The sequence below is a fragment of the Neopararhizobium haloflavum genome, assembly GCF_002750855.1.
Lineage (GTDB): Bacteria > Pseudomonadota > Alphaproteobacteria > Rhizobiales > Rhizobiaceae > Georhizobium > Georhizobium haloflavum.
Window position 1 is genome coordinate 1 of the sequence record NZ_NWUC01000017.1, and the last position, 11,770, is coordinate 11,770.

Annotated in this window: 14 protein-coding genes and 2 pseudogenes; 5 read left to right on the forward strand and 11 right to left on the reverse strand. The window is 59.2% G+C overall.

Going from position 1 to position 11,770, the window contains the following annotated elements:
* Positions 1-92: 92 nt before the first annotated feature.
* Positions 93-437, forward strand: a complete 345-nt coding sequence (locus CN673_RS21605) for a DUF1127 domain-containing protein (RefSeq protein ID WP_099868226.1) — start codon at positions 93-95, stop codon at positions 435-437.
* Between the two features lie 59 nt (positions 438-496).
* Here the strand turns inward: CN673_RS21605 and CN673_RS21405 are convergent.
* From CN673_RS21405 to CN673_RS20250, 6 genes and pseudogenes are all read right to left on the reverse strand, one after another.
* Positions 497-613 (reverse strand): annotated as a pseudogene (locus CN673_RS21405) (IS3 family transposase); the annotation flags it as partial.
* Between the two features lie 227 nt (positions 614-840).
* Positions 841-2,325 carry a tripartite tricarboxylate transporter permease gene (locus CN673_RS20230; protein ID WP_099868228.1) on the reverse strand — a complete coding sequence of 495 codons (1,485 nt, stop codon included), beginning with the start codon at positions 2,323-2,325 and terminating at the stop codon, positions 841-843.
* A 24-nt stretch (positions 2,326-2,349) separates the two neighbouring features.
* Positions 2,350-2,820 carry a tripartite tricarboxylate transporter TctB family protein gene (locus CN673_RS20235; RefSeq protein ID WP_157928976.1) on the reverse strand — a complete coding sequence of 157 codons (471 nt, stop codon included), beginning with the start codon at positions 2,818-2,820 and terminating at the stop codon, positions 2,350-2,352.
* Positions 2,817-3,770 (reverse strand): Bug family tripartite tricarboxylate transporter substrate binding protein, encoded by a 954-nt coding sequence (locus CN673_RS20240; RefSeq protein ID WP_157928977.1) that lies wholly within the window; start codon positions 3,768-3,770, stop codon positions 2,817-2,819. The genes CN673_RS20235 and CN673_RS20240 overlap by 4 nt, the downstream gene beginning before the upstream one ends.
* Positions 3,771-3,784: 14 nt before the next feature.
* A complete protein-coding gene (locus CN673_RS20245; protein WP_099868231.1) occupies positions 3,785-4,963 on the reverse strand; it encodes a mandelate racemase/muconate lactonizing enzyme family protein in 1,179 nt (392 codons plus the stop codon).
* A 7-nt stretch (positions 4,964-4,970) separates the two neighbouring features.
* Positions 4,971-5,684, reverse strand: coding sequence for a GntR family transcriptional regulator (locus CN673_RS20250; protein ID WP_099868232.1), 714 nt, complete (start codon positions 5,682-5,684; stop codon positions 4,971-4,973).
* Between the two features lie 156 nt (positions 5,685-5,840).
* On the opposite strand from CN673_RS20250, the gene CN673_RS20255 reads away from it, so the two are divergent.
* Entirely contained in the window at positions 5,841-6,851 is a 1,011-nt protein-coding gene (locus tag CN673_RS20255; protein ID WP_099868233.1) for a YeiH family protein, read from the forward strand.
* Positions 6,852-7,267: 416 nt separating this feature from the next.
* Here the strand turns inward: CN673_RS20255 and CN673_RS20260 are convergent.
* From CN673_RS20260 to CN673_RS21520, 5 genes and pseudogenes are all read right to left on the reverse strand, one after another.
* A pseudogene (locus CN673_RS20260) lies at positions 7,268-7,468 on the reverse strand (integrase core domain-containing protein); the annotation flags it as partial.
* Positions 7,469-7,576: 108 nt separating this feature from the next.
* A complete protein-coding gene (locus CN673_RS20265; RefSeq protein WP_099868235.1) occupies positions 7,577-8,155 on the reverse strand; it encodes a carboxymuconolactone decarboxylase family protein in 579 nt (192 codons plus the stop codon).
* Positions 8,156-8,687: 532 nt separating this feature from the next.
* Positions 8,688-8,951 carry a hypothetical protein gene (locus CN673_RS20270; protein WP_099868236.1) on the reverse strand — a complete coding sequence of 88 codons (264 nt, stop codon included), beginning with the start codon at positions 8,949-8,951 and terminating at the stop codon, positions 8,688-8,690.
* A gap of 412 nt (positions 8,952-9,363) precedes the next feature.
* Positions 9,364-9,492 (reverse strand): hypothetical protein, encoded by a 129-nt coding sequence (locus tag CN673_RS21515; RefSeq protein ID WP_280951211.1) that lies wholly within the window; start codon positions 9,490-9,492, stop codon positions 9,364-9,366.
* A 180-nt stretch (positions 9,493-9,672) separates the two neighbouring features.
* Positions 9,673-9,798, reverse strand: a complete 126-nt coding sequence (locus tag CN673_RS21520; RefSeq protein WP_280951212.1) for a hypothetical protein — start codon at positions 9,796-9,798, stop codon at positions 9,673-9,675.
* A gap of 263 nt (positions 9,799-10,061) precedes the next feature.
* On the opposite strand from CN673_RS21520, the gene CN673_RS20275 reads away from it, so the two are divergent.
* The 3 genes from CN673_RS20275 to CN673_RS20285 form a co-directional block, all read left to right on the forward strand.
* The gene (locus tag CN673_RS20275; RefSeq protein WP_099868237.1) at positions 10,062-10,340 is read left to right on the forward strand and encodes a hypothetical protein; all 279 of its coding nucleotides are present in this window, start codon (positions 10,062-10,064) and stop codon (positions 10,338-10,340) included.
* A 223-nt stretch (positions 10,341-10,563) separates the two neighbouring features.
* The gene (locus CN673_RS20280; protein WP_099868238.1) at positions 10,564-10,872 is read left to right on the forward strand and encodes a hypothetical protein; all 309 of its coding nucleotides are present in this window, start codon (positions 10,564-10,566) and stop codon (positions 10,870-10,872) included.
* A 537-nt stretch (positions 10,873-11,409) separates the two neighbouring features.
* A partial coding sequence (locus tag CN673_RS20285) for a transglutaminase domain-containing protein (protein ID WP_198586083.1) occupies positions 11,410-11,770 on the forward strand: 361 nt, incomplete at its 3' end.

Sequence of the window (11,770 nt, forward strand, 5' to 3'; positions counted from 1 at the left end):
GCGCGAGCATGAGCGCGTTCTTTTTCTGGAAGTGGCTCCTTTGAGAGCGAGCGTGAAGCTGGCAGCTCCGCAGCCATCGAGAAGATGAGCCAATGTCACATCTCCCCAAACCCGGACCGGAAACACTCTCTTCCCGCAATCCGGAAGGTAAACGCAGCCGAACTTCATACAGACGGGTACTTATCGCGGCAATTCGCAGCTGGCGGCAGAAGAAGGCCATCGCCATCATCCAGTCACTCGACGATCGGCAGCTCGATGACATTGGCATCAAGCGCGTTGAGATTCCCTGGGCGGTCGCTGAGTTGTTTCATTCTAAATCTGAACGTCGGCCCGGTCATGTCAACGGGCATGACGGTCGTTGCCGCGATACGATGAATGACCCAACGTCGAACGTCGTTGAATTTCGAGGACGGTGTTGCTCCGATCCAAAACCATAAGGTCGAGCGCACGCTGAGCGAACCGATGTCGGCATTCATGTGCTTCCGCTGATGCCCTCAAATGAAGTCGTCTGACTGATCCCAGCCCGGCAGCAGATCTCTGCAACAGGGATCCCGGCCACTTTCTGCATCAGACGGAACGCCTTCTGCGCGTACGAAAGCTTCGATGCGTTCATCTTGATCCGCTCGTCCCAGCCAAGGGATTTTAGCGCGATCCGTGAACGGGATTCCGCAAGCATGTCCTGCGTCACTTCGCGCCACCTACGTCACCGGCACGGTGATCCCCGTCGGCGGCGGCATGAACCGTTCCGCCTTCTGACTGGACGTTCCAGACTTTGAACTAACAAGACCGCGCCGGATGTCTGACGCGGTCTTTTTTCGCCCTGACTTTGGTTTTGGCCCATCAATCGGTGGTCGCGCGGCGCTGGCGCACCATCGAGACCATGGGCCAGACAAGGGCAATCACGGCGACCGCGATCATGACGACGCTCAGCGGACGCTCGAAAAAGATCGAATGCGAACCCTGCGACATGATCATCGAGCGCGCGTAATTCGATTCAACGATGGCGCCAAGCACCATGGCTAGAACCAGCGGCGCCATCGGGAAGCGCAGCTTTTTCAGGATGTATCCCAACACGCCAAAGATCAGCGCCAGCCATACGTCAAACATCAGGTTGCGGAGCGCATATGTGCCGACCAGCGACAGGATGACGATACCGACCGCCAGAACCGAATTCGGCAGGGCGAGCACGCGGCGCCAAACCGGCATTGCAGCGATCCCGAGAATATAGAGGGTCGGGAAGGCCACGAGCATGCCAATGAACAGTCCATAGACGAGATCGGGGCTGTCGGCGAAGAGGCTAGGGCCCGGCTGAAGGCCATGGATGATCAACGCGCCGATCAGTACGGCCGTTGTCGGGCTTCCCGGAAGGCCGAGCGTCAACAGCGGGATGAGCGCACCGCCAACCGATGCGCTGTTGGCCGATTCAGGTGCGGCAACGCCCTTGATCTGGCCCTTGCCGAAGGTTTCGGGCTCCTTCGACCAGCGGCGTTCCTGATCATAGGACAGCCAGCCCGCGATGTTGGCACCAGCACCCGGAATTGCGCCGACCAGAGTCCCAATTACCGAGCCCCGCAGGAACGTCGGGAGCATGCCGGCGGCACTACGCAGCGTCAGGCGCTCGCCCGTGTCGGTGATGCGGGCTTCCTCCATGGCATCGTTGCGCTCCGCCAGCGTGAACGCCTCGGCGAGTGCGAAGACTCCAATCAGAACGACCAGGAAAGGAATGCCTTCATAGAGCTCGAAGAAGCCGCCGGTGTAGCGCGGCGCGCCGGAAACCGGATCAACGCCGATGACAGCGAGAAGAAGCCCGATCATCGCTGCCGCCAAGCCCTTCAGCAACGTGTCGCCACTTAGGCTTGCGATCAACGTCAGGCCAAACAGGCCCAAGGCGAAATATTCTGGAGGACCGAACTGCAGCACGAATGCCACCAGCGGCTGCGACAGCACGATGAGGGCGATCGCGCCAACGATGCCGCCAAAGGTCGAGGCGGCCAGCGACGCCTGGAGTGCCATTGCACCCCTGCCCTGACGGTTCATCGGATAGCCATCGACCACGGTCGCAGTCGCCGCCGCCGTGCCCGGAGTGCCGATGAGGATCGCCGAAATCGATCCGCCATATTCGGCCGCAATGTAAAGCGAGACCAGCAGATTAAAACCAACTGAGGGCGGCAGGCTGAACGTCGCCGGTATGAGAAGCGCAACGCCGAGCGAGGGTCCGAGACCCGGCAGCGCCCCGATGACGATGCCGAGAGCCGTGCCGATGAAGATCGCGAGCAGACCTTGCCAGTTGAAGACAGCTTCGACGCCGAGAAGAATTTCCTGCATGATGATGACCGATCTCGATAGTCGTCACGGGAAGGGGACGTTGAGGAGCATTCCGAAGACGCCGTAAACGCCCGCCGGCAGGATCATCGCCGTCAGCGCGGCGCCGATCCATCCCGCGCCCAACAGCCGAACGCCAATGAATGTCGCAGGCATGAAGAGCACGAGAAAATCCAGCATGCTCCAAAGATAGATGCAGAGCGCCGTTCCCGCCGCCAGACCGAGGGCACGCGGGGCGCCCGAAATGTTCAGACCGGGTTCACGCGGTCCGATGAAGGTGCGGACGACGAGTCCGGCGCCCAGAAGCGCGAGAACCGTGCCGTATATCATCGGCAGACGTGCCGGCCCCGGCGCGCCGAGAGTGCGGGGTTGCGGGAAGGCACCAGCCACGACCACCATGGTGATCGCTGTCGCGATCACCACGAGGGCCAAGACGAGGGTGCCATAGCGCATGAGCGCCGCCTCACGGCGCTCATCTTTGAGGACTGGATCGCTCAATCGAGATATCCGTTGTCTTTCAGGAAGGTACGGCGCGATTCGACTTCGGCGCGGACCTGCTCCTGCATTTCCTCCAGGTCGAGATCGAGCCGGGACTGCATGTTGTTCTGCATGAATTCTTGCCATTCCTCGCTTTTCTCGACTGCGGCGATGCCTTCGATCAGGCGATCGATCACCTCGTCGGGAGTGCCTTCCTTGACCATGACTCCGCGCCAGATCGATTCGACGACGTCGAGGCCCTGTTCCTTGAAGGTCGGCGTGTCGGGGAAGTACTCGTCCCGCTCATCCGTGGAGATACCGAGCAGACGGAACTCACCGCTTTCAAGCTGTGCCGTCGCCGAACTTGGTGTCAGCACCGCGGCGTCGATATGGCCGCCAAGCAAAGCGAGAGCTGCTTCATTGCCGCCATCGAAGGGAACCCAGGACGCCTCGAACTCACCTTCCTGCTGGAGGCGGTAGAAGACGAACTGATGGAAGCCGGCGGAGGCGTAGCCCCCGATACTCATGCCGTTCGGGTTTTCCTGGAGATACTCGACGAAATCACCCATGTCCTGCAGTTCGCTGTCGGCGCGGACCGCCACGGCGGACGGCTCGGCCTGCAATGCGCGCAGCACGGTGAAGTTGTCGGGTGTGAAAGGGACGTCGCCCTTGGCCATGGTGAACGTCATGGACGCTGTCGTCGACAGCACGGTGTACCCATCGGCTGGCTGGGTCATGACATAGGACATGGCGACGGCACCCGATCCACCGGTACGGTTCTCGACCGGCACCTCGACACCGAGTTCCTCGCTGAGCTGACGGCCGAGCTGGCGCATCATCGTGTCGAGGGGCGAGCCAGCGGCCGACCACGCGACGAAGCGAATGTCCTTTTCCGGGAACTCCTGAGCGGTTGCGATACCCGACGTCACGGCAAGAGCCGATGCGGTTAGGACAAGTGTGGTCAATCTCATCATTTTCTTCCTCCTCAGAATGCCTTTGTCGGCAGTGCGGCACGCGGCCCCTCATTTTCGGGCAGCGGCAATTCGCGTTTGGGGAACGGCTTGCCCGGCATGGAGCGGACAACCTCCTCATTGACCTCGATCCCGAGACCGGGGCCCTCGGGCAGCAAGATGTATCCATCGACCGGCTTCAGCGGATTGCGGCAGATCTTCTGGCCGAACTCTTCGAAGGGGATGAAATATTCGGTGATTATGAAGTTCGGCATGGCCGCCGATGCATGGACGGTCGCTGAAAGAGCGAGCGTGGTCGAATTGTAGTTGTGTGGCGAACACGCGATCATCTCCGCTTCCGCGGCGGCCGCGATATACATCAGTTCCAAGATGCCTCCGCAGTTGGCGACATCCGGATTGATGATGTCGACGGCGCGTTCGCGCAGAACGGGACGGAAGCCGGCGCGGCCGTAAAGTGCCTCCCCCGTCACGGTCGGGATGGGCGAGGCAGCGCGCACGTCGGCGAGCGCATTGATGTTTTCGGACTGACAGGGCTCTTCGAACCAGTAGGGTTCGAACTCGGCCAGTGCGTTCGCAAGGTCGATTGCATGCATGGGCGCCAGGCGGCGGTGAATGTCCAGCAAAATGTCGACTTCTGGTCCGACGGCATCACGGATCGTGCGGACAGTCTTCACAGCCTGCCGGATATGTTGCTTGGGAATATAGGTACGCCATGGCCGCGGCAGCGGGTCGAGCTTGAGGGCGGTAAACCCGCTTTCCACGACCTTTTCGGCCGCGCGTGCGTAGTCGTCCGCATCGCGCATCTTGTAGCTCCAGCCATTGGCATAGACGCGGATCCGGTCGCGCACTTTGCCGCCGATCAGGTTATAGACAGGCTGGTCGGTCGCCTTTCCGACGATATCCCACAGGGCCTGCTCAATACCCGACGCGGCGCAATGAAACTCCAGCGACGCGCGGCGCTGCGCGTAATCGTCGAACGCGACCTGAAGGATGTGGCGGATTTCGAACGGATCGCGGCCGACGACGTAGCGGCCCATCTCCTCGACCTGCGCGGCGATGGCGCGGTCGCGGTCATACTGACTGTAGGCCTCGCCCCAACCAACGATGCCCGCGTCTGTTTCGATGCGCACGAAAATGAGGTTCTTGCGCCAACCGGGGTGTACGGTCAGGCATTCGACTTTTGTGATCTTCATTCCAGGTTCAAGCCTTTTTCTTCGCTTTGACGTCTGGGAGGCTGCCGATGGACAACAGTGCCTCACTGTGTAGAACGAGCCGGCCAGTCGCCGACATAGCGTTGAGGAACCGCTCCTTGCCGCTGCGGATATGCCGCTCGAGCTGGACGCCCGCCATTTCGCAGTTGCCCTGCTCGATCGATGCGATGATCTCGCGATGCTCCTGGTTCGAAACCGCAAGTCCGCCTCCGAAAGCGAGCCCGTGGCGACGATATATCCGCAGTTCCTTGCCGAGAGAGCGGTCAAGTTCGGCCAACCGAGGATTGTTGGCCGCCGTATAGAGCGTATCGTGGAAGTCGAGGTTCAGCTCGACGTAGCGTTCCGAGTCGCGCGCGCCTGCCGCCTCGTCCATGTCTCGGATCAGCGTACGCAGCCGATCTATGGCGACCGCCTCTATCGACATGGCTGCCTGATGGCCCGCCAGACGGCCGAGGCAAGCGCGAATGTCGAAAATCTGATTGATCTCGAGAAGTGTCAGCGATTTCACGAACGCGCCCTGGTTGGGAACGATCTCGACAAGGCCAACACGCACGAGCGCATGGCAGGCTTCTCGGATCGATGCGCGGCCGAAGCCGAGACGAGACGCCAGAGCACTCTCGTTGATACGCGCACCGAGCGGGAACTCACCATTCATGATGAGTTCTTCGATTTTCTGAGCGGCCAGTTCCGACTGCGTCGACAACGCTCCTCCTCGTGACGACAATAAATGCCATTCTTCATATGATTGCTGATAATCCTAATGACTTCATCGATAATCGTTGTCAATCTTGATTGTAGATGAAAATTCTGTAGGCACGCTGGGTGAACAGCTTTCTTGCCGTCAGGAGTCACCCCACAGATGAAATTTCTTCCCGCCGACGGCGCCACGATGCAGCGCATGCGTATCCTGCGTCCCGGTCTCATTCTCTGCGCGACCATCGCCATGGCGGCAATGTTCCTGAGCGACCACTATGGCGCGCCGGTCATGCTTCTGGCGCTTCTCATCGGCATGTCACTGAACTCCATCGCGCCGGACGGGTTGTTCATGCCGGGTGTGGCCTACACGTCGAAGACGGTTCTCAGGATCGGCGTCGCGCTTCTCGGCGCACGCATTACAATGGGCGAGGTTGTCGAACTGGGCGCGATTCCCGTCGCGCTCGCGGTTATCGGCGTCGCCACGACGATCGGACTTGGCCTCGTACTCGCGCGCATGCTCGGCAAGACGTCGGCTTTTGGCGTCCTTACGGGCGGCGCGGTGGGCATCTGCGGCGCGTCGGCAGCAATGGCCCTCGCCGCGATCCTGCCGCGCGGAAAGCACGGCATCGGAGAGAAAGATACGATCTTTGCGGTTATCGGCGTCACGACGCTGAGCACGGTCGCAATGGTGACTTACCCGGTTCTAACAAGCTTTCTCGGATTCGATGATCGGAGCGCCGGCGTCTTTATTGGCGCGACTGTACATGATGTCGCGCAAGTGGTCGGCGCCGGCTATACGATCTCGCCGGAGGCGGGTGACGCAGCCACGGTTACGAAACTGTTCCGTGTGATGCTGCTCGTGCCCGTCGTGGCGGCGGTTACGCTGGCGCTCATGCGTTCCGGCGCCAGCGGAGACGGGCAGCGTACCCGCTTTCCGACCTTCCTGATCGCCTTCGTCCTACTCGTGGCGATCAACAGCATCGAGCTCGTTCCCGGCTTCGTTCAATGGGGGCTTTCGGAAATCTCGCGCTGGGCCCTCGTCGCGGCCATCGCGGGGCTCGGCGTTCGCACGTCGCTCAAGGAGTTGTTGGAGGTAGGCCCGCGATCACTGGTCATGATCGTCGCGGAGACCGCCTGGATCGCCGCACTTGCCGTATTGATCCTGAAGCTCTGAGATGGAAACCCCGGTTAGCCGCGTACCGTTGTGATGTGCTCCGGGATACCGACCTCGTTCTCGCTGCGACGCAACTCCATCAATGCCTATCATGGAGGCGCGTCCATCTTTCGTATCGACTGGAAAGCCGGACAAGTTATCCCGTTCACTCATGCGAAATCTCTTATGCGAGATGGCCTGCAGACGGGGACATTCTAGGGAGAACGTCAACTGATTGCGGCCGGCCCGATCCACGTATGAGTGCCAAAGCGCAGGATATCAAAATAAAGCTAGTCAATATGATCCCACATATCTGAAAATTTCAACTAGTTAACATACTCCCCAAAATGCCTTCATTCATGGGCTCGTTCTGCTTACGATGCTGAGCTGCTCCCCGTCTTTGGATCGCCCCGGGCCGGAATTTCCGGGGTGGTTGCTCAGGGCGGCGCGGCCGCCGATGAGCCATTCATAAGCGATATCGGCGGCTTGTTGCCGATCGCGCTGTGGGGTCGGCCTGTGTTGTAGTCCTGACGCGATTCCTCCATCTTGGCCCGGGCATCGTCAAGGCTCAGGCACCAGTGGGCGTTCAGGCACTCCGCCCGGAACTTGCCGTTTAATGGCTCCCCGAAGCTATTGTTCGCCATGTTGTTTTCGGTGCCAGCGTTGGATTGGTGGTCAGGTCGGAGCTTCGATGTTTGAGGCGCGCCGATCGACTGAACGACTGCCTGAGGTAGATTTCCTTTTTATCACCGGCGACCCACCGACAGTTGCCGTCGCACGCTCAAGTCGTCGTCCAGGAACTCCGGCTCGGCTTCTGCCCCGACTGCATCGAAGTATCGGCTCAGGAAGTTGCGGAACGATGCGGCGAGAGCGATATCGGCGATGTTGCGGTCGGTGAGGCCGACGGCGCGGAGTGAATCGATATCGTCCTGCCCTATTCGAGAGGCGTCGACCGTGATCCGCTCCGCGTAGGCCAGCATGGCCACTTGCTGGTCTGTGAGGTCGGCGTTGCGATAATCGCGATGCACTGCAAGCGCCTGTTCCCTCCCAATCATCGTGGACAGCGCCTTGAAGTAGACGTGGGAGCAATAGCTGGAGGGTACATGTTTGGCCGCCACGAGGGTGATGAGACGGAAGTTGACCAACCCCAGAGAAAACCCATCTCGTATCTGGTGCAACAGGTGCTCGACTGGCGCCAGGATATCGGCTCTGGCCGTCCAACACCGGGTTGCCTCCATCACCCTCCCCATCGACGCCATCTCGTTCTCGTAGATCGACGCCACTTCGCCCTCGGCCTCTGCCGGCTCTATCGTTCGAACAAACATTTCCACCTCCGCGGAGCCGCCTTGCCTTGAAGCATTTTCCCCCGAAACCTCGACCAAGGGAAGTGCGGGGAAAGCAGGGCAGTCTCGGTTTACCTGGCTGCCAACAGACCTTTGCGTATTGTTCCAGGGCCTACGAGCGGCTGACTGATCGGCTCGAACGGAGATAGTTCGCCGCCGCAGATCGGCGACCAGGTGCAGGGATGCCTCCTCGGAGAGATCAGATAAGCCTCCCAGTCCGCTTCCCATCCTGAACCCGCCGTCAGCGTTCGCTCAACACGCTGCCGCCAGGAAATGATCTCCCAAGGCAGCAGGTCTGGGGCCGACAACGGATTGTCCGGTTCTGGGAGTCGAGGGTCCAATAGCTGTCGTTAGGCGTGGGCTGATCTCGGCGGCGGTTCACGATCCAATTTCTATCGCTTGGCCGCGAGGTCCGAATGCCCATTGCAGGCATTCAACTTCCCTTACGGCTAGGATCGAAGTCTGGATCGTATGGTGGATTGTTTCGAGATTTTGTCCATTCCCATCAAAGCGCTCATATGGGCGTCCGATCCATCTGGATCGCTTCATCAAGTATCGCCGGTTCGACCGGCAACATTTGCTCGCGCGCCCCGCGCATTCCGATCGCCGGCAGGTGGATGAAGGCGCCTGTCCGCCTCCAGGCCAGCCGCGTGCCCGCTTCGAGCAGTTCTTCATCCTGGTCGACCTGATAGTCACCGGGCGGCTGAGGTTCATCCAGCCCAGGCAGGACAAATGGCGATTGGAAGCGGATCACGGTCCGCGTCGTACGCGTGGTCATGATCTTCCAAGTTCCGCCTTGATCGGCGCCCTCGCCAGAACGGCAAAGTTGGGGATGGAGCTCTTTCGCCTCCGCGCGACTTTCATTTGCCTGCAGGTGTTCTGGACACCTTGCCCTTTCGCTTGCCCTTCCGAGCATACGGATTACCGCCGCCGTTGGTGCGCAAGCCTTGGGGATCCCCCATCGGTTTCTTCGTCATGTTTTCGTTCCTTGATATTGTTTCGCTTTCGGCAGCTATCTCGCTGGTCTGGCGCGATCGTACGTAGATTCAGCCCTTCAATATCCGCCGGTGGTTTTCATTCTCGCTCGATGCGTCCGACGAGGACCGCATGCAGCATAGGCTTGAGCGGCCCAATTGGCTTTCCCTCGTCGTCCGAGTTCTGATCACAGCCTGGGTCCGCCTCAAGTTTGTTTACTCAGGCGCAATGATCATTGCCCCGTGGAATAACGGCCAGCCGAAAATGAAGAGAAAAACACCGCCCACGGCTACGATGGCGATGGTCCGTTGATGCCTCGCGAGGAAATACTTGTAGGTATCCATGTCGGGTGCGCCTTACTCGAGAGAAATGAACGGCCCTGCGGATGCAGATTTGCCATTCCGCATTTTACAACGGAGTCATAACAAACAAGACCCCGACGAGCGTCACAGCCGCAAGCGAAATCATGGCAAGAATGAACAGTGTGGTTGGCAGTGCTTCTTCCATGAAGAATCGTCCTTGCTCTACTCACCCTCGACAACCGGCGGGCTTCCGAACTGTGTGCCATCCGAATAGAACCATGTTGTGCCGAGTATGACAGCTGCAGCAAGCAGGGCCGCGAGGAGGTATTTCTGAGTTTGGGTCGTCATCGTTGGGAACTGCATGGTGATACCTAGAGACAGGGGGTGAAGAGTCACCCAGATCAGTGCCGCAGCGGCGGCACGATCGGAATGTCAGATATCCGGGCTTGCATAGTGGTCGAAGCGGCACTCTATCGAGCCGCGTCGTACCACACCTTTATCCCTGAACACTTAGCGTAGCACATCCCACACGAAGATTATCGGTAAATCGTGCCTTCCGTCGAAAAATAAAATGGGCAAATTGATTGCTCTTTCGCGAATTGATTTGCCGAATGATTTTTGAAGCAATGACGGAAAACCCGCGTAATACCAAATTGCTACCCAGCGAACATTCCGATGACTTTCATTCCATCCATGCGGCGCTGAACAGCGACCCCGCAGGGCTTTCGAATGTCTTGCGGCGAAGTCACGAACTGTCTCGCCGGCAGGAGTTCAAAGAGATGCCAATTTGTGCAAGCTCACCGAATGTCTTGGATTTGTTTGTGCGCTTCAATCGCGTCTCGCTCGCAACCATCCGTGGTCAACAGAGCAATCCTATTCGGGCGGCCTGACGATTGCAGGTCGAGGAAGGCCGAAGCTGACCACAGCCAAACTTCGTGCCGAGCTCGATGGTCTGCGATGATAAAGAATGACGCGTTCCAGCCGTCCGTGTATCGTAGCTAAACCCTGAGTGGGAACGTGCGCCATCTGGGCATCGTTGGTTTTCTCGTTGGCCCTTCGTTGCCGCATGTGTCGCAAAAGTAGCGAATCCCCTCATCTCTCTTGGAGGTTTCAATGCTCGCCAAGGACGCCGTGATCTATTGGACACCCAATCATGAAAAGTACGGACATGATCCGCTCCGAGGTCAGGTCGAAGTGCGGTCGGTACAATCACTCGAAAGCGTTGCACGCTACGCATACACTCACGGCGATTTGGACTTGGACTGGCAGGAGGCTGATAACGACAAGCGCGCCGATATGTTGGAGGAAAACATCAGAGTGATGGTTGTTGAACACGGAATATCGGAGTCAGCCGTGAAGCATGCCATGGCCGCGATCGAAGATATCGATGTCGCCCCGCTAATTCATAAGGCCAGAAGCTGATTGGTTCGTCAGCGCCGTGGTAGCAAGATCGGTGCACGCAGCGCTGTGCGTTACCTTAGACGTGCTATCGATCTCGATCGGCCACACTTCGAGAGCGATCAAACTAACGCGCTTGCTAACCGACCATCCACGTCTTTCGAGCCATGTGAGAAGGCTGGCCCTCACATCGCTCATGACGGGAAGACCGCCTTCTGCTGAATGACGATGGTACGAACCCTTTTCTCAGGTCCGGCAATGGCAAGTCACACCCGCGAACCTTCTGTCGATTGCCAGATCGAACAGCGCCCCGTCCCAAACGCCTCTCTCGCCATCGAGGGAAACGCGAACTACCCACCGCGGTTCCGGGCAAACGGCGGCTTGGCGCCGACCTTCTTTCCGGTATTTCAAGCTACGCGCTCGCGGCTCGCATCGTCGGATAAAAATTGGCCCATGTAAGTTCTTCTCGGCCGCAATTGAGCGGAGTAGAGCGACCCAGACCACTCGCCGTTCAAGGGGCCGATACCGGACTGACCGGTTTCAGCGAGGAAATGTGGGAAGTTGCCATTCGGCATCGACCCCCTTGCCGCCGTTCCGGCTGTTGTGATCGCTATCCGAAACCTGCCGCTATATAGGCTGCCCTCCGACAGAAGGAAGGAGACCAAGACGCTGTCGGAAACGCTGGCGCTGGCCAGCGTATCCGGCCGGCACATCGTCGCGCTCTTCATCCAGCGGTTCGGTACCTTCGGATTGCGAGCCCGCGCCGTCTCAGGCCATCTTTATGAACCGCAGGTTCAAACGGATGATGCAGGTTCGACCCACGCATGGGCGAAAGTCTATCTCCGGGGCGCAGGATGGATCGCATTCGATCCGACGCACCGAAGCGTGGGTGATGTGAACCTCCGACAGGTGGCTGTCGCCC

Excerpts from the sequence above, each read along its gene's own strand:
- CN673_RS21605 (WP_099868226.1), top strand. The coding sequence starts at position 93 with ATGTCACATCTCCCCAAACCCGGACCGGAAACACTCTCTTCCCGCAAT.
- CN673_RS20230 (WP_099868228.1), bottom strand. The coding sequence starts at position 2,325 with ATGCAGGAAATTCTTCTCGGCGTCGAAGCTGTCTTCAACTGGCAAGGT.
- CN673_RS20240 (WP_157928977.1), bottom strand. The coding sequence starts at position 3,770 with ATGAGATTGACCACACTTGTCCTAACCGCATCGGCTCTTGCCGTGACG.
- CN673_RS20245 (WP_099868231.1), bottom strand. The coding sequence starts at position 4,963 with ATGAAGATCACAAAAGTCGAATGCCTGACCGTACACCCCGGTTGGCGC.
- CN673_RS20255 (WP_099868233.1), top strand. The coding sequence starts at position 5,841 with ATGAAATTTCTTCCCGCCGACGGCGCCACGATGCAGCGCATGCGTATC.
- CN673_RS20265 (WP_099868235.1), bottom strand. The coding sequence starts at position 8,155 with ATGTTTGTTCGAACGATAGAGCCGGCAGAGGCCGAGGGCGAAGTGGCG.
- CN673_RS20270 (WP_099868236.1), bottom strand. The coding sequence starts at position 8,951 with ATGACCACGCGTACGACGCGGACCGTGATCCGCTTCCAATCGCCATTT.
- CN673_RS21515 (WP_280951211.1), bottom strand. The coding sequence starts at position 9,492 with ATGGATACCTACAAGTATTTCCTCGCGAGGCATCAACGGACCATCGCC.
- CN673_RS21520 (WP_280951212.1), bottom strand. The coding sequence starts at position 9,798 with ATGACGACCCAAACTCAGAAATACCTCCTCGCGGCCCTGCTTGCTGCA.
- CN673_RS20275 (WP_099868237.1), top strand. The coding sequence starts at position 10,062 with ATGATTTTTGAAGCAATGACGGAAAACCCGCGTAATACCAAATTGCTA.
- CN673_RS20280 (WP_099868238.1), top strand. The coding sequence starts at position 10,564 with ATGCTCGCCAAGGACGCCGTGATCTATTGGACACCCAATCATGAAAAG.